At 61.0% G+C, this 15752-nt stretch carries 15 protein-coding genes and 1 pseudogene; 6 read left to right on the forward strand and 10 right to left on the reverse strand.

The features are described 5' to 3' along the window. Positions 1-7 precede the first annotated feature (7 nt). The 3 genes from AC4IHP_RS21840 to AC4IHP_RS21850 are packed head-to-tail and all read right to left on the reverse strand — an operon-like array spanning position 8 to position 3225. Positions 8-586 carry a hypothetical protein gene (locus AC4IHP_RS21840; RefSeq protein WP_460119992.1) on the reverse strand — a complete coding sequence of 193 codons (579 nt, stop codon included), beginning with the start codon at positions 584-586 and terminating at the stop codon, positions 8-10. Between the two features lies 1 nt (position 587). Continuing rightward, a complete protein-coding gene (locus tag AC4IHP_RS21845) occupies positions 588-2747 on the reverse strand; it encodes a xanthine dehydrogenase family protein molybdopterin-binding subunit (RefSeq protein ID WP_490832727.1) in 2160 nt (719 codons plus the stop codon). Between the two features lie 22 nt (positions 2748-2769). Next, complete coding sequence (locus tag AC4IHP_RS21850) at positions 2770-3225, reverse strand: (2Fe-2S)-binding protein (protein WP_007956954.1); 456 nt, start codon at positions 3223-3225, stop codon at positions 2770-2772. Positions 3226-3476: 251 nt separating this feature from the next. Here AC4IHP_RS21850 and AC4IHP_RS21855 point away from each other — a divergent pair, with 251 nt between their 5' ends. After that, positions 3477-4307, forward strand: a complete 831-nt coding sequence (locus AC4IHP_RS21855) for an alpha/beta fold hydrolase (RefSeq protein ID WP_490832728.1) — start codon at positions 3477-3479, stop codon at positions 4305-4307. A gap of 310 nt (positions 4308-4617) precedes the next feature. Here AC4IHP_RS21855 and AC4IHP_RS21860 read toward each other — a convergent pair whose 3' ends face one another. Next, the gene (locus AC4IHP_RS21860; RefSeq protein WP_490832729.1) at positions 4618-5010 is read right to left on the reverse strand and encodes a GFA family protein; all 393 of its coding nucleotides are present in this window, start codon (positions 5008-5010) and stop codon (positions 4618-4620) included. A 220-nt stretch (positions 5011-5230) separates the two neighbouring features. Here AC4IHP_RS21860 and AC4IHP_RS21865 point away from each other — a divergent pair, with 220 nt between their 5' ends. Continuing rightward, on the forward strand, positions 5231-6064 hold the full coding sequence (locus tag AC4IHP_RS21865) for an AraC family transcriptional regulator (RefSeq protein WP_460120002.1): 834 nt from the start codon (positions 5231-5233) through the stop codon (positions 6062-6064). 142 nt (positions 6065-6206) lie between these two features. On the opposite strand, the gene AC4IHP_RS21870 is transcribed toward AC4IHP_RS21865, so the two are convergent. The 4 genes from AC4IHP_RS21870 to AC4IHP_RS21885 all read right to left on the reverse strand — a co-directional run bounded on the left by AC4IHP_RS21870 (position 6207) and on the right by AC4IHP_RS21885 (position 10408). Beyond that, a complete protein-coding gene (locus tag AC4IHP_RS21870; protein WP_460120004.1) occupies positions 6207-6794 on the reverse strand; it encodes a LysE family translocator in 588 nt (195 codons plus the stop codon). A 303-nt stretch (positions 6795-7097) separates the two neighbouring features. After that, the gene (locus AC4IHP_RS21875; protein ID WP_460120006.1) at positions 7098-9335 is read right to left on the reverse strand and encodes an ATP-binding protein; all 2238 of its coding nucleotides are present in this window, start codon (positions 9333-9335) and stop codon (positions 7098-7100) included. Further along, positions 9332-9937 (reverse strand): biliverdin-producing heme oxygenase, encoded by a 606-nt coding sequence (locus AC4IHP_RS21880; protein ID WP_490832730.1) that lies wholly within the window; start codon positions 9935-9937, stop codon positions 9332-9334. Before AC4IHP_RS21880 ends, AC4IHP_RS21875 begins: the two co-directional genes overlap by 4 nt. A gap of 195 nt (positions 9938-10132) precedes the next feature. Continuing rightward, the gene (locus AC4IHP_RS21885) at positions 10133-10408 is read right to left on the reverse strand and encodes a hypothetical protein (protein ID WP_490832731.1); all 276 of its coding nucleotides are present in this window, start codon (positions 10406-10408) and stop codon (positions 10133-10135) included. A gap of 159 nt (positions 10409-10567) precedes the next feature. Here AC4IHP_RS21885 and AC4IHP_RS21890 point away from each other — a divergent pair, with 159 nt between their 5' ends. Next, a complete protein-coding gene (locus AC4IHP_RS21890) occupies positions 10568-11686 on the forward strand; it encodes a carboxylate-amine ligase (protein ID WP_490832732.1) in 1119 nt (372 codons plus the stop codon). Here the strand turns inward: AC4IHP_RS21890 and AC4IHP_RS21895 are convergent. Beyond that, complete coding sequence (locus tag AC4IHP_RS21895; protein ID WP_490832733.1) at positions 11668-12099, reverse strand: VOC family protein; 432 nt, start codon at positions 12097-12099, stop codon at positions 11668-11670. The genes AC4IHP_RS21890 and AC4IHP_RS21895 overlap by 19 nt on opposite strands. 108 nt (positions 12100-12207) lie before the next feature. On the opposite strand from AC4IHP_RS21895, the gene AC4IHP_RS21900 reads away from it, so the two are divergent. Then, a complete protein-coding gene (locus AC4IHP_RS21900) occupies positions 12208-13290 on the forward strand; it encodes a bifunctional transcriptional activator/DNA repair enzyme AdaA (protein ID WP_490832734.1) in 1083 nt (360 codons plus the stop codon). A gap of 58 nt (positions 13291-13348) precedes the next feature. Next, positions 13349-13966: a DNA-3-methyladenine glycosylase family protein gene (locus tag AC4IHP_RS21905; RefSeq protein WP_490832735.1), complete on the forward strand. Its 618-nt coding sequence runs from the start codon at positions 13349-13351 to the stop codon at positions 13964-13966. Positions 13967-14389: 423 nt separating this feature from the next. Here the strand turns inward: AC4IHP_RS21905 and AC4IHP_RS21910 are convergent, their stop codons facing one another. Next, a complete protein-coding gene (locus AC4IHP_RS21910) occupies positions 14390-14635 on the reverse strand; it encodes a hypothetical protein (protein WP_490832736.1) in 246 nt (81 codons plus the stop codon). Here AC4IHP_RS21910 and AC4IHP_RS21915 point away from each other — a divergent pair. Further along, a pseudogene (locus AC4IHP_RS21915) lies at positions 14522-15004 on the forward strand (REP-associated tyrosine transposase). The gene AC4IHP_RS21910 and the pseudogene AC4IHP_RS21915 sit on opposite strands and share 114 nt — an antisense overlap. Positions 15005-15752: the final 748 nt, after the last annotated feature.

Consider the following 15752-nt stretch of genomic DNA (forward strand, 5'->3'; position numbering starts at 1 on the left):
CGGGGCATCACATTTGCGCCACCGGACACGGCCCGCCGGCATCGGCCCACAGCTTGAACTGCGCAACGAAAATGTCGTGCGGCACCGGTACCGGTGCGCGCCCTGCCCCGGGATTCCAGCCCCACAGCACCAGTTTGTCTTCGCTGACGTGTTTTAACAGAGCGGCGAAATCCCGATCGCCGTTGCTCGCGCGGTCCTTGATCATCGCGCAGAGTTTGTCCGGGGGCAGGCCGATCCAGGCCATTTTGTGCGCCGCTGGCGGCAGGCTCCAGTGCGGCGCACCCGGCGGCGCATGGGGACCGTAACTGGCAGGCGGATTGCTTTCGGCGTGGCAGGTGGCGCACGGCAAACCGGCGGCACCCTTGCCGTCCATCCCGCGCACGACATTCATCGCATGGGGTATGCCGGCGTCGAACTGCAACGGCGAATCGCCGGGAATGTGGCAGTTCTGGCAGCGCGGGCTCTGGAACACTTTCTGCACCGTGCCAAAGGCTTGCAGTGCCTGCTGATCCTCGGCAAACAGGTCCGAAGCATAGCCTCCGAGCCCCAGCAAAACGACGGTGCCCAGCACAAGATGTCGTTTCATTTCACACCCCCGACAGTTGCAGTGGCAATTCGCGCAGGCGTTGCCCGGTCAGGGCGAACACTGCGTTGGCCACGGCCGGCGCGGTCGGTGGCACGCCGGGTTCGCCGATGCCGCCGGGTTTCTCACTGCTGGGGACGATATGCACTTCCACCACCGGCATTTCGTTGAGCCGCAGCACCTGATAATCGTGATAGTTGGATTGCACGACGCCGCCGTCCTTGACCGTGAGCTTGCTGTGCAAGGCCATGCCGAGGCCGAAGGTGATGCACGACTCCATTTGTGCGGCGATGCTCTGCGGATTCACCGCAATCCCGCAGTCCACGGCGCAGACCACCCGATGCACGCGAATCGCCAGATTGTCCTGCGAGACCTCGGCAACCTGCGCCACGTAGCTGCCGAACGACTCGTGTACCGCCACGCCCAGAGCATGCCCGGCCGGCAACGGCGCGCCCCAGTTGGCCTTCTCCACCGCCAGATTGAGCACGCCGAGGTGGCGCGGATGCGCCTTGAGCAGCGTGCGTCGGTATTCCACCGGATCCTTGCCCGCCGCCGTCGCCAGTTCATCGATCAGCGATTCCATGACGAAACCCGTGTGGGTATGGCCCACCGAACGCAGCCACAACACGTTGATGCCGGTCTGCGGCGAATGCAGGTCGACCTGATGATGAGGCATATCCTTGATGTACGGGCTGTCGGCGACACCCTCGACGGAAGTCGCATCGATGCCGTTCTTGACCATCGCAGCCTCGAGCATCGTCCCGGTCATGATCGACTGCCCCACCAGCACATGCTGCCAACTCATCGGCAAGCCGTCAGCGCCCAGTCCGACCTGGGCCTTGTGCAAGTACATCGAGCGGTAATAGCCGCCGCGAATGTCATCCTCGCGCGCCCACACGGTTTTCACCGGCAGGCCTGCCGCTTTCGCTACTTGCACCGCTTCGGCGACAAAATCCGAGGTCGGATTGGCGCGGCGACCAAAACCACCACCAAGGAACTCGGTGTGAATTTCGACCTGCTCGGGCTTGAGCCCGGTGATCTTGCTGGCGACCATTTGGTCGAGGGTCTGAAACTGCGTACCGGTCCAGATCTCGCATTTGCCGGCGCTGATTTTCACCGTGCAATTGAGCGGTTCCATCGGCGCGTGGGCCAGATACGGCACGCTGTATTCGACCTCGATTTTCTTCGCGGCTTTGCCGAAATTGGCCTTGGCATCTCCAGCCTGCGTGGCCGAGGTGCCCGGCGTCGCCGCCAGTTTGCGGAAACTCTCGAGTAGTTTCTCACTGCTCATGTCGGCCAGCGGTCCCAAGTCCCAATCGACCTTCAGCGCATCACGGCCCAGCTTCGCCGCCCAGAAATGCTCGGCCACCACCGCTACTCCGCTGGGCACCTGCACCACCTTGTGCACGCCGGGAATGGCCAGCGCTGCGGCGCCTTCGAAGGATTTCACCGTGGCACCGAACACCGGGGCGCGGGCGACCATCGCGGTCATCAGGCCTTCGAACTGCACGTCCATGCCGAATTTGGCGCGGCCGGTGATCTTTTCAGGAGTGTCGAGACGTTTGGTTGGTTTACCGATGACTTTCCAGTCCTTGGCTTCCTTGAGCGTGATGGTTTTCGGATCCGGCACCGGCAACTGCCCGGCGGCATCGGCCAGTTCGCCGTAAGTCGCGCGTTTGTCCCCGGCGATGACCACCCCGGATTCGGTGCGGATCGTCGACGGCGCAACGTCGAAGCGTTTCGCTGCGGCCTCGACCAGCATCTGCCGTGCCGTCGCCCCGGCCAGTCGGTAGCGGTCGAATTCCATCCAGGTCGAGGTCGAGCCTCCGGTGATCTGCATGCCGCCGAACGCTGGCAGACCATAATCCGCCGCCGAGGCTGGCGAGTGCTCGACGCGGATTTTCGACCAGTCGGCGTCCAGTTCCTCGGCAATCAGCATGGTCAGGCCAGTCCAGATGCCCTGGCCCATTTCCGAATGGCCGAGCAGCACGGTGACGCTGTTGTCCGCCGCGATGCGCAGGAACGCGTTGGGCGCGAACGTCTTCTGGTTTTCTGCCGCGCGGGCGAAGCGATTGGCCCCTGGCACCACAAACGCCACCATCAGGCCGCCACCCAATACGGCACTGCCCTTGAGAAAACCCCGACGTGATACCGGACTGTTCATCGTCTATCTCCCAGAGATTGAATCAGCCGATGTCGGCGGCGCGTTTGACCGCTGCACGAATGCGCGGATAGGTGCCGCAGCGGCAGATATTGCCGGAGAGCGCCTGATCGATATCGCTGTCGGTGGGCTTGGGAATTTTCGCCAGCAACGCGGCGGCGGACATGATCTGCCCGGACTGGCAGTAACCGCACTGCACCACATCGAGTTCAGCCCAGGCTTGCTGCACCGGATGCGAGCCATCGCTGGACAAGCCTTCGATGGTGAGAATCTTCTGGCCATGGGCGACGGCAGTGGCCGGAGTGATACATGAGCGCAATGGCGCGCCGTCAACGTGCACGGTGCAGGCACCGCACTGGGCCATGCCGCAACCGAACTTGGTCCCGGTCAGGTGCGCGACATCGCGCAGAACCCAGAGCAGCGGCATGTCGGCGGGGACATCGAGCTCCTGATCCTTGCCATTGATATTCAGGGTCAGCATCGGATGATTTCCTCAGACTCTCGGTGTGGCGAAGGGGCGTCACTGTGGTCGCACAAACCTACGGATGCCCGCGCTTATCCCTTTCAGCAAAGCCTAAAATGCGCGGCAAGCCAGACGTTGTGACCAGCGGTCATGCAGACCGCAGCTTTGCTCCTACAGTTGATAACGGCTCGCAGTGAGTCGTCGTACCTCTGCACATTCGTTCCGCGACGCGTCGCGGTTGACCTTCCTTTGAGTCAGGAGCAGCACCTATGGGCTTTGTCACCACTCGAGACGGCGTCGACATCTTCTACAAGGACTGGGGCCCGCGCGACGCGCCGGTGATCCACTTCCACCACGGCTGGCCGCTCAGTTCCGATGACTGGGATGCGCAAATGCTGTTTTTCCTGGCACAGGGCTTTCGGGTAATTGCCCATGATCGACGCGGGCACGGGCGCTCGAGCCAGGTTGGGGATGGCCACGACATGGACCACTACGCCGACGATGTGCTGGCGGTGGTCAATCATCTGGGTACGAGCAACGTTGTGCATGTCGGCCATTCCACCGGCGGCGGTGAGGTGATCCATCACATCGCCCGGCATGGTCAGGACAAGGTCAGCAAAGCGGTGTTGATCAGCGCCGTGCCACCGCTGATGGTGCAGACCGAAAGCAACCCGGGTGGTTTGCCGAAATCAGTGTTCGATGGCTTTCAGGCGCAGTTGGCGGCAAATCGTGCGCAGTTTTATCGTGATGTGCCCAGTGGACCTTTCTACGGCTACAACCGCCCGGGCGCCGAGCCGTCGGAAGGCATCATCGCCAACTGGTGGCGCCAGGGCATGATCGGCGGGGCCAAGGCGCATTACGACGGCATCGTCGCCTTCTCGCAGACCGACTTCACCGAAAACCTGAAAAAAGTCACCGTGCCGGTGTTGGTGATGCACGGCGAGGATGACCAGATCGTGCCGTACGCCAACTCCGGACCGCTGTCAGCGAAACTGCTACCCAATGGAACCCTGAAATCGTATCCGGGCTTTCCGCATGGCATGCCGACGACGCAAGCGGAAACGATCAATGCGGATTTGTTGGCGTTTATTCGCGGGTAATCGCCTCAATCATGATTACCGCGATATTGGCAAACACTGATTCCCTGTGGGAGCGGGCTTGCCCGGGAAGGCGTCGCTCCAGTCTAATTATCTGCGAATGACACTCAGCCTTCGCGAGCAGGCTCGCTCCCACAGTCGGAACCGGGTATATCCGTCAGAGACTGGTCGGCTGGAAGGCCGCCATCGCTGGCAAGCCAGCTCCCACAGGGATTAGGGGAGATCCGCCAGTCATTCGGATCTCTGAGATAGCTATCGCGAGCAGGCTCGGTCCCGCAGAAATCGCAGGTGTGCTGAAGGTTGAATCAATTGCCTATTCCTCTGCCCGCCCTTTGCCTTCACGATCACCACGGTAATGCCTGGCCAGCGGAAAATCCGGCAGCCAGGATTCACGCCGCACAATCCAGCTCTCATAGGTCGGCTTCAACTGATCCGGCGCATCCAGCGCGCCGAGGTTGACCTCGACCTCATCACCACTGCGGTTGAACACCGACGAGCCACAGCGCGGACAAAAGTGCCGCCCCTGGTAGTCATGGGTTTCGCCGGTAATCGTCACCGCGTCTTGAGGAAAAATCGCCGAGGCATGAAACAGCGCGCCGTGGACCTTGCGACAGTCAAGGCAATGGCACAGCCCGACGCGGTAAGGCTCGCCCGTGGCCTGAACACGCACAGCGCCGCACAGGCAGCCGCCAGTAAATGTCTTCATGGTTTAGCTCCTTCGCACTTTTGATAAACACGATCGCCAGATAGCGTTTAAAGAACCGCAGTGTTACGCCATGCAGCCTATTGCAGCTTGCATCATTGCTTTCGACCTACCGAGGGGGATTGCTGCAGATGTCGCAAGATCCGGACAACGCGCAAATCGCAACAGGCATTCCACGGCCAGAGCTAATACACTCAGGCGCAGACCTGCCGGGACGATCACGATGAAACACGCCGCTGCGAAAAACCCCGAGAAAGCCCCGCGCTTCTGGCGCGACGACGCCCTGCCCTTCATCGAAGCGCGGGCCATCGCGGATGGGCGTGAAGTCTGTTATGCGCGGCATTCCCATGCGCATTTTTCCATCGGCGCGATTACCGCCGGGCGCAGTACTTATGTGCACGAACAGGCGCAGTACGAGGTGGCGGCCGGCACCGTGGTGCTGATGAACCCCGGCGATGTGCATGCATGCAATCCGATCGATGATCAGCCGTGGTCGTACGTGATGTTGTATGTCGAAACGCCGTGGCTGACGGATGTGCAGCATCAGTTGGGGTTTGCCGCTGAGCTGGAGTTTCGGCGGTTTTGCGACACGCATCTGGCCGATGCCGAGTTGTTCGGCAAGTTGCTGGGGTTGTATGAAGTGCTGGTTGACGATCAGTTGGAGGCACTGGCGAAACAGAGCGCGGCTGTGGAGTTTTTCAGTGATTTGCAGCTGCGTCTGAATCCGGCGGATGAGCCCGTTGATGAGCCGAATTTCAAGCTGGAACGCGCCGCTCATTTCATCCGGGGACATTGCACCGAAGCGCTCAGCCTTGAGGCGATTTGCGCGGCGGCGCAGCTGTCGCCGTCATACCTGATTCGCGCGTTCAAGCAGCGTTACGGGATGACGCCCCATGCGTTCGTGGTCAACCAGCGCATCCAGTTCGCCCGCGAGCGCTTGCGCAGTGGGCGATTGATTGCCGATGTGGCCTTGGAGGCCGGGTTTGCCGACCAGGCGCATTTTCAGCGAGCGTTCAAACAGCACCTGGCGGCGACGCCAGGGCAGTATCGCGGCTGACTTCATACTCAAAGTTGAACACCGAACCCTTGTGGGAGCGAGCCTGCTCGCGAAAGCGGTGTGTCATTCAACACTTCACTGACTGATCCACCGCGTTCGCGAGCAGGCTCGCTCCCACAGGGTTTTGTAATTGACCTGTCAATCAGGCGATCAGCAGATAACCCGCACTCACCGCCAGCAACAACGCCATCAACCGATTGAACCAGCGCATCCCCGCCGCGTTGCTCAGATACCCGCGCAAAAACGTCCCGGCGTATACCCAGCAACCAACCGACAGATAGCAGATCACCAGATACACCGCCGCAAACTGCCAGACCAGCCGCGCTTCGCCATCAGCGACAAACGCGCCCATGCCGGCCACGCACGCCAGCCAGGCCTTGGGGTTGAGCCATTGCATCACCGCGCCATAGAGCATCGACGGTGCGCGGCCGGACTCGTTGGCGTGCAACTGGCCGTCATCGCTGGCGAGTTTCCAGGCCATGAACAACAGAAACGCCACCCCGGCCCATTGCACCACCCGGGTCATGAATGGCCACAATTGCAGGACTTCATGCAGGCCCAGGCCCATCAGCACCAGCAACAGCACAAATCCCAACGTCGCCCCGGCGACATGCCGCTGGCTGGCGCGGAAACCGTACTGCGCGCCAGAACTCAAGGCGACGATATTGACCGGCCCGGGGGTGATGGATGCGGCGAGGGCAAAGGCCGCCATGGAAAGAATCAGACTCATTGCACACCTGCTTCAAACGAGGAACGAGGTGGCTAACGTAGCGGGCAGCGTTTGCCTGGTATTGAAGAAAATCACCCTGAGGATGCGAATCTTCTGAGGGAGCGGTGGGTCAGTCAGCCCAGTGTTGGCTGAGCTGACGTCTTCGCGAGCAGGCTCGCTCCCACAGGGTTTTTTGCGTGAGACTCAAATCTCGCCCCCCACAAGACCTGTGGGAGCGAGCCTGCTCGCGAAAGCGTTCGGTCAGTCACAACAGATTTGTCAGGACTGACGCCATCGCGAGCAAACTCCCCCCTACAGCGGCACTCAGGCCAGGCGCGGCACGGTGAAGCGGAATTCGCTGCCCTGCCCCGGCTCGCTCTCGGCGACGATCTGTCCGCCATGGGCTTCGACGATGCCTTGGGTGATGTACAAACCCAGGCCCGTACCAGTCGGGTTGCCTTCCTTCACCGTCCAGTAGCGATCAAACACATGCGGCAAGTGCTCCTTGGGAATGCCTTCACCACTGTCACGCACGATAAACACGATCTCGTCGCCCACCGATTTCGCGTGCACGCCGACGGTGCCCATGCGTGGGGTGAACTTGATGGCGTTGCCGACCAGGTTCGACAGCACTTGAAACAGCCGCTCGGGGTCGGCGTGGATGCGCAGGTCGGGATCGGCCTGGAAGGAAATGCTGATGTCCTTGTCATGGGCCAGAGGCGACAGCAACGCTTGGGCCTCTTCAAAGATGAGCCCGACCTCCAGCGCCTGCGGGGTGATGGAGTAGCGCCCGGCGTCGATTTTCGAAGTGTCGAGCAGGTCCTCCAGCAGCGTATTCATCCGCGCGGTGGCCTGCTGCATGGTGTCGATCGCCGTGGAAATTCGCCGCGAAGTATGCGCACCCTCCGAGCTGAAGGCTTTCTGCATCATGCCGCAGAGCATGGAAATCACCGTCATCGGGTTGCGCAGGTCGTGGGAAACCACCGCTACCAGATCATCGCGTGCCTGTACCGCCTCCTGCTCACGACGTACCTGACGGGCCAGATCGTTTTCCAGCGCCGAACGACGCAGGTCATTGGCGGCGAACCGGTCACCGTGGCTCCATTTGGTGGAAATCCCGGCCATCTCGACTTTCCAGATCTCGAACGAGGTACGCGGCCGCAGGCGCAGGCCGGCGTCGGAGTTTTCCAGATCGAGTGGTTTGCGCGGGTCACCGCTCCAGTTGATGTTTTCCTTCACCTCCGGACGGAACCACAGCACGCCGTTGTCCACGGGTTTGGGCAGGCTCAGGGCGAGCACACCACTGGCCACCGATTGATACTGCGCCGCCGGCGGATAAACACTGGACAGATGATGGCTGGCAAACACCGGCTCGCCGCGCGCCTGCAGCCATTTGTGCAGCGCGCGAATGTCTTCCGGTTCAGGGCAGTTGCCGTAACGGTGCAGTTGCTTGTCTTCGATGATCGCAATGCCACCAGCATTGACCAATGCCATCAGCGTCGCTGGCTGCTGGGCAAGGCCGTCGAAAACATTTTGCGGCGAATCGACCATCGCCTGATTGAGCCGCGCCAGGGCCTCGACCTTTTCCTCACGCTGACGGGTCAGCTCAAGGGATTCCATGGCACTGATCTGCAAAGACAGAACCTGGCCGATGGTCTGGCAAGCCATGCGCAATTCATGCGGCACGTGCAGCGGCTGGCGATTGCCGCAGCTGATCAGGCCCCAGAGCTTGTCGCCCTTGAGCAGGGAAATGCTCATCGACGACAGCACGCCCATGTTCTTCATGTACTGGCAGTGAATCGGCGAGACGCTGCGCAGCGTGGCGAAACTGAGGTCCAGCGGCGTCTGCGTGTCGGGGCGCAGTTTTGGCACCAGCGGCACTGGCTGATAATCAGCGTTGGGGATGATCCGCAGCCAATTGGTGCGGTACAACTCACGCGCCTGCTCGGGAATGTCCGAAGCAGGGAAAAACAGACCGTTGAACACTTCCATCGACGGATCGGACGCTTCGGCGATGACCTGACCGTGGCCCTCTTCCTCGAAGCGATAGATCAGCACCCGGTCGTAACCGGTCATCGCCTGGATTTCCTTGACGCTGATGTCGTACAAGGCCTGCAGCGTGGTTGCCGCTTGCAGGCGCTGGAGCATGCGGCCCAAGTGGGTATTGACCCCGGCGACGTTGCGCGGCTGGAAATTCTTCACATGAATTTCCAGTTCGAGAATCAGCACGCCCTGATGCCGGTGCAGCAAACCTTCGAACGCGGTGCCGTTGAGCTCGAAACGCAGTGGCTCCGCCTCGGAGAACGTCGCCTGTTGCAAGGCTTCCAGCACTTGCGCGGCGTGTTCGGCGCCGATCAGGCTGTGCAGTGGCTGGCCAATCAAGGATTCGGGCGCGCGGGCCAGCAGGGTTTCGACGTTGGCGCTGACCTGAATGATCTGCAGCGCAGGCTCGGTCAGGGTCAGCAGCAAACCATGCGGCTGGATCGCGCCGGGAAAGCGGATCGGCTCGTCGGCACAGTTGGCCAGCAGTTCTTCAAAGGCTTGTGAGTCTTGCGGGTTCATGCCAGTACCTCCTGGCGCTCGAGCCACTGCTCGAAACAGCTGAATGTGGTTTGTGCTGCGCTGACCACGGCCGCGCGTTCGCTGACCGCCATGGGCCGGTTGCTCAGGTATTCGATGAATTCGCGCCAGCGCCGCCCCGTGGCCGCGCCGTAGACATCGAGGAAGGCAGCACCATTGTCGGCGTCCAGATTCAGCCGCGCGGCGATCTCCCGACGCAGGATCTGCCCGCCGAGGGTCGCGCCTTCGAGCACGTACAAAACGCCGAGACTGGCGGCGCTGGAGTCGATGGCTGGCAGATCCTCGCACAGCGGCAAATCATCTGTGGCTGCGCCCAGCGCACGCAGGTCGGCGCGCAGGGTTTGAGCCTTCAGTCGAGGTGTCAGATCAAAATCGTCCGGGACCGCGCCACTGGCAAGCAAGGCCCGCTCCAACGGCAGGTAGAAACCGTAGTAGGCCTGCATCAAGCGCTCGAAAGCGGGGGTATCGAGGGTATCGGTGAAAAAAGGAAGGCGTTTTTCCAGTGCGATGTGCAGTTCGGCTGTGCCGGCCCGCAGATCTTGCAGCACCGGTGGCACATAAACCTCACGGGCCTTTGCTTGCATGTAGATCGCTCTTGGTGGGACCCGGCAGGGGCCATTCTGGGTGGGCTCGACTTGGAAAGGAATTTATCACGACAGACAGTGTTTCAGCCTGCCGAGACGATTATTTCTGACAAACCGCGACCCTATGACACGTTCAGAGTGGCGCCGGATCAAAAAAGTTCGACCGACGCCATTATCCTGCCACTGCTGACCACCTCAATCAGCGCCGTCGTTCTGCACCGATGGATCACCGTTGGCCGGTACCCTGCTGTCGGGAACGGGTTTCGAGGGATTGTTCTTTTCGGCGCCGGGATAACCGGGCAGACCGCGAGTATCGTCGGGCGTCATGACATCTTCGTTATCGCGACTGACGTCCCAATCGGTGGTGGCGTTGGGGTCTTCATCGCGCCCGGCCGTGCCGATGGCGAAGCCGTCGTCGTTGGGATTGACGGTTTGGTTAAGCGCTTTGTCGTTGCTGGATGGGTTGCTCATGTATGCCTCCAGAACACGTTGATCGGACTTGTTTGGAAAAGCCTTGGCCGCTCAAGTGCAATGGACAAGACCAACGGTGCATTCGGGGCACTGGTCGCCTGGCGTGAACCACCGCAACGGCGCACGGTTCTCAAGAGAAACACCTGCTCGAGCACTGCCATGAGCCACCCGCGATTCGGCATTGAGGAAGAGTACTTTCTCACTGACCTGCAGACCCTGCGCATGGTCGGCAGTCCGCCGCCACAAGCCATCGAGGCATGCCGAGCGGCGCTGGGTGTGTGGTTTGCCACGGAGATGTTTCAGGGCCAGATCGAAGTGGCTTCTCCGGTGTTCAGCGACTTTGTGCACGCCAGTGATTTTCTGCGTGGCAGCCGTCAGGCCCTGCGTGCAGCCCTTGAGGCGTTCGCTCTGGGCGTGCTCAGCGCCGGCAGTCATCCGCTGGCCGACTGGCGCGAGCAGGTTCCGACCGACGAAGAACATTTCCGGTATCTGTTCGAACGCTACGGCCATGTCGCCCGCCGCAGCGTGCTATCGGGCCTGCATGTGCATGTCGAGGTAGTCGAGCCGCTGGATCGCATCGCCGTGATGAACGAAGTGCTGCCATGGACGCCGCTGCTGTTGGCGCTGAGCTGTTCCTCGCCCCTCTGGGATGGCGTCGCCAGTGGTTTCATGAGTTATCGGCAGACGGCGTGTGACGAGTGGCCACGCATGGGCGTTCCGCCGCTGTTTGCCGATCAGCGCCATTACGACGAGCACCTCGCCTTTCTGACGCGCACCGGCGCGATCACTCAGCCCGGCGAGTGCTGGTGGGGTGTGCGCCCGGCCGCACTGTATCCCACCCTCGAATTGCGCATGACCGACGCCTGCCCTCGAGTCGACGATGCATTGACCCTGGCGGCGTTTTTCCGTGTATTGGTGGCCCACGCCAGTGCACAGCGGCGCCCCGGTTTGCTGTACGACCAGACCGCGCGTTCGATGCTGGAAGAAAATCGCTGGCGGGCAAAACGCTTGGGGATTCATGCGCGCTTTCTGGTCGAAGGCATCGACGGCGACTGCTCGATCGCGCAGTGGCTGGAGCTGGCCGAGCAGCGTTTTGCCGATACTGCGCAGGCGTTGGGCACGGCGCAGTTGTTCGAACGGGCTCGCGCGATCATCGCCAGCGGCACCAGCGCCGACCGGCAACTGGCGCTGTTCAACCTGGCGTCTGAACAACCGCAAAACGGCCGCTCAGCCCTCGGGCAAGTGGCCGAGCTGCTGCTTCAGGAAACGGCTGGCTGATCGCTCTCGGACGGGCCTTTGAGTTCGACCTGATTGCCGTCCGGGTCGAAACAGTACAACGACAGTCCGTAGCCCTCGGCGCCGAACCGTCGGGCGGCTTTTTCCACGGTCAGCCCGAATGATTGCAAATGAGCGATGAGCGCGGCTTCGTCGAACGGCTCGATGCGCAAGCAGAAGTGATCGACGTTGCGCCTGTGCGTCTGCGCTGCGTCGCCGCCCTTGCGCCCGAGTTCGCCTGCCAGATCGACCAGATCGATCATCGATGTACCGGCCCGCAAATGCACCAGCCCCAGCGGCTGGTTATGCCTGACCACTTCGGCGCCGAACACGTTGCCGTAGAAATCGATGCTGCGTTGCAGGTCGGCAACGCGCAGGACGATATGGTCGATGTGCTGAATGGAAAACGGATGCATGGGTGGTTTCCTGGAAAGCGGCGACCCGCTCATTGTGCTGCACAAGCGAAAAAATTCACTGTCGATTTTTCGGTGGAGCCATCGACGAAGTGGATTTACTCTCAGTCCATGAACATACCAGCCGCTATCCTGCCGCCCCACGCCGAAATGGTTCGCGCCATGCTCGAACGCGACACTGCCTATGAAGGCGTGTTCTTCACGGCCGTTAAAACCACCGGGATCTTCTGCCGCCCCAGTTGCACGGCGCGCAAACCGAAACCGGAAAACGTCGAATTCTTCGCCCACGCCGATGAATGCCTGTGCGCCGGTTATCGCGCCTGCCTGCGCTGCAAACCGCTGGACGCGGCGGCCATCGCCCCGGATTGGGTGCAGCGCCTGCTCAGCGCGGTGGACGCCGATCCGGAACGGCGCTGGAGCGATGCGCAATTACTTGCTGAAGGCATTGAGCCGCTGAAGCTGCGGCGCTGGTTCAAACAGCATTTCGGCATGACCTTCCACGCCTGGCTGCGCACCCGCCGCCTCGGCATGGCGCTGGGCGGAATCAGGCAAGGCACGTCGATCGATCACGCCGCGTTCGATTCCGGCTATGAATCGCTGAGCGGCTTTCGCGACGCGTTTCAGAAGTCTTTCCACATCACCCCTGGCCGCGCCGCCAACAGTGAGCCGTTGCTGTTCACCCGCCTGACCACGCCGCTGGGGCCGATGATCGCAATGGCTGAACGTCGCGGGCTGGTGCTGCTGGAATTTCTCGATCGCCCGGCGCTGACCCGCGAGGTCGAAGCCCTGCAGAACCGCTATGGCTACGCGGTCGCACCGGGGCACAACGCGCATCTGCAGCAAATCGAAGTGGAGCTGGCGGATTACTTTGCTGGCAAACTCAGCCAATTCAGCGTGGCGCTACACCTGCCCGGCAGCGCGTTCGCTCGCGAGGTGTGGGCGGCGCTGCTGCAAATTCCCTTTGGCCACACCAGCACGTACGGCGCTATCGCCGCCGGGCTGGGCAAACCCGGCGCCAGCCGTGCGGTGGGCTTGGCCAACGGGCACAATCGTCTTTCGATCGTGGTGCCCTGTCACCGGGTAATTGGCGCGGACGGCTCGCTGACCGGCTATGGTGGCGGACAACCCCGCAAGGCGTTTCTGCTCAGGCTGGAAAACGCAGCCCTGCAAATCACCCAGCAATTGGCATTCTGAAGCATGCAATCCATCAGGCAAAAAGGGATGTGGATGAGTACGACCGCTTCACAGCAGCATGGCTGACGGGTATGGCGTGGCCAGCGCTTTTCTGGCCGCAGTGGACACTGACTGGCAGCGCCATATCCGCGCGGTTGGCCCGTGTCTGCATCAGCCACATCCGGCGCGCGATCCCTATGAGTCGCTGGTCCGCGCGATTGCCTATCAGCAACTGCACGCCAAGGCTGGCGATGCGATTCTCGGGCGTTTGGTGAGCTCGTTTCCCGGGCAGGCGTTTCCGCGTCCCGAGCAGATTTTGGCTACTGATGTCGAGCAACTGCGTGCTTGCGGGTTTTCAGCGAGCAAGATCGTCACGATTCAGGGGATTGCCCAGGCGACGCTGGATGGCGTGGTGCCGGATTACCCGACTGCGCGGGCGCTGGACGATGAAACGTTGATCGAACGCCTCACCAGTTTGCGCGGCGTCGGTCGCTGGACCGTGGAAATGCTGCTGATCTACAGCCTCGAACGCATGGACATCCTCCCCGCCGATGACTTTGGCGTGCGCGAGGGTTATCGACGTTTGAAAGCCCTGGAAATCCAGCCCACACGCAAACAAATGATCGAAATCGGCCGAGCCTGGAGCCCGTATCGCACGGTGGCGGCGTGGTATTTGTGGCGGGTGGGCAAGGGCTAGGCATCAAACGCAGTCAACTCAACCATCTGCACTGAATTTGCTGCCCTATTCGTGAGCAAGCCCACTCCCACATTCAACTGGCGCCAGACGCAAAATCTCCCAACACAACAGATTCCCCTGTGGGAGCGGGCTTGCTCGCGAAAGCGTCAGGTCAGGCAACATCACTGCTGACCGTACCGCCGCCTTCGTGAGCAAGCCCACTCCCACATTCAATTGGCGCCAGACGCAAAATCTCCCAACACAATCAATCCCCCTGTGGGAGCGGGCTTGCTCGCGAAAGCGTCGGGTCAGGCAACATCACTGCTGAGCGTACCGCCGCCTTCGTGAGCAAGCCCACTCCCACATTCAACTGGCGCCAGACGCAAATTCTTCCAACACCACAGATTCCCCTGTGGGAGCGGGCTTGCTCGCGAAAGCGTCAGGTCAGGCAACATCGCTGCTGAATCCCATCAGCAGGAATCTGATACGCAGACACATCCTGCCAACGATCATCACATCCGGCTCTTCCAGCTCGGCTAGCCTTTCACTCCAATCAATCATGAACAAGGCAAAGGAATGCCCGAACGATATTCGTCTCACCGTCTCAGAATCGGCCGCTTTTGCGAACAGAACCGCATTTACCTGCTCACCGCCAACACCTTGCATCGCGAGCCGGTTTTCAAGAATCACGATCTCGGCAGATTAGTAGCTAACCAGTTCCAGCGAGCGCAAACAGAAGGTTTGGCCGATACGTTGGCCTGGGTGGTCATGCCGGACCATTTCCACTGATTGGTCCAGTTGCAAAATGGAACACTGGGACAACTGATGTGCCAGACGAAATCCCTGAGCACCAGAGCCATCAATGTGGCGAGCGGTCGAACAGGTAGCCTGTGGCAACAGGGTTTTCATGATCGTGCGCTACGGCAAGAAGAGAGTCTGGTGCAAATGGCCAGATATGTAGTGGCCAACCCGCTACGCGCGGGTCTGGTGCAAAAGCTTGATGATTACTCACTCTGGGATGCAATTTGGGTCAGTCGAACCCTACCTCCGCCTTCGTGAGCAAGCCCACTCCCACATTCAACTGGCGCCAGACGCAGAATCTTCCAACACCATCAATCCCCCTGTGGGAGCGGGCTTGCTCGCGAAAGCGTCGGGTCAGGCGACTGCGATGTTGGATGTGCTGCCGCCTTCGTGAGCAAGCCCACTCCCACATTTAACCGGCGCCAGGCGCAAAATCTTCCAACACCATCAATCCCCCTGTGGGAGCGGGCTTGCTCGCGAAAGCGTCAGGTCAGGCAACATCGTTGCTGAATGTGCCTCCCTCTTCGTGAGCAAGCCCACTCCCACATTCAACTGGCGCCAGGCGCAAAATCTCCCAACACAATCAATCCCCCTGTGGGAGCGGGCTTGCTCGCGAAAGCGTCAGGTCAGGCAACATCGCTGCTGAATGTGCCTCCCTCTTCGTGAGCAAGCCCACTCCCACATTCAACTGGCGCCAGACGCAAAATCTCCCAACACAATCAATCCCCCTGTGGGAGCGGGCTTGCTCGCGAAAGCGTCGGATCAGGCAACATCACTGCTGACCGTACCGCCGCCTTCGTGAGCAAGCCCACTCCCACATTCAACTGGCGCCAGACGCAAAATCTCCCAACACCACCGATTCCCCTGTGGAAGCGGGCTTGCTCGCGAAAGCGTCAGGTCAGGCAGCATCGTTGCTGAATGTGCCTCCCTCTTCGTGAGCAAGCCCACTCCCACATTCAACTGGCGCCAGACGCAAAATCTTCCAACACCATCAATCCCCCTGTGG

The organism is Pseudomonas sp. UF-293, from assembly GCF_058245595.1.

Excerpts from the sequence above, each read along its gene's own strand:
- AC4IHP_RS21845 (WP_490832727.1), bottom strand. The coding sequence starts at position 2,747 with ATGAACAGTCCGGTATCACGTCGGGGTTTTCTCAAGGGCAGTGCCGTA.
- AC4IHP_RS21855 (WP_490832728.1), top strand. The coding sequence starts at position 3,477 with ATGGGCTTTGTCACCACTCGAGACGGCGTCGACATCTTCTACAAGGAC.
- AC4IHP_RS21905 (WP_490832735.1), top strand. The coding sequence starts at position 13,349 with ATGGCTGACGGGTATGGCGTGGCCAGCGCTTTTCTGGCCGCAGTGGAC.
- AC4IHP_RS21870 (WP_460120004.1), bottom strand. The coding sequence starts at position 6,794 with ATGAGTCTGATTCTTTCCATGGCGGCCTTTGCCCTCGCCGCATCCATC.
- AC4IHP_RS21875 (WP_460120006.1), bottom strand. The coding sequence starts at position 9,335 with ATGAACCCGCAAGACTCACAAGCCTTTGAAGAACTGCTGGCCAACTGT.
- AC4IHP_RS21840 (WP_460119992.1), bottom strand. The coding sequence starts at position 586 with ATGAAACGACATCTTGTGCTGGGCACCGTCGTTTTGCTGGGGCTCGGA.
- AC4IHP_RS21850 (WP_007956954.1), bottom strand. The coding sequence starts at position 3,225 with ATGCTGACCCTGAATATCAATGGCAAGGATCAGGAGCTCGATGTCCCC.
- AC4IHP_RS21895 (WP_490832733.1), bottom strand. The coding sequence starts at position 12,099 with ATGCATCCGTTTTCCATTCAGCACATCGACCATATCGTCCTGCGCGTT.
- AC4IHP_RS21880 (WP_490832730.1), bottom strand. The coding sequence starts at position 9,937 with ATGCAAGCAAAGGCCCGTGAGGTTTATGTGCCACCGGTGCTGCAAGAT.
- AC4IHP_RS21900 (WP_490832734.1), top strand. The coding sequence starts at position 12,208 with ATGAACATACCAGCCGCTATCCTGCCGCCCCACGCCGAAATGGTTCGC.
- AC4IHP_RS21890 (WP_490832732.1), top strand. The coding sequence starts at position 10,568 with ATGAGCCACCCGCGATTCGGCATTGAGGAAGAGTACTTTCTCACTGAC.
- AC4IHP_RS21885 (WP_490832731.1), bottom strand. The coding sequence starts at position 10,408 with ATGAGCAACCCATCCAGCAACGACAAAGCGCTTAACCAAACCGTCAAT.
- AC4IHP_RS21860 (WP_490832729.1), bottom strand. The coding sequence starts at position 5,010 with ATGAAGACATTTACTGGCGGCTGCCTGTGCGGCGCTGTGCGTGTTCAG.
- AC4IHP_RS21865 (WP_460120002.1), top strand. The coding sequence starts at position 5,231 with ATGAAACACGCCGCTGCGAAAAACCCCGAGAAAGCCCCGCGCTTCTGG.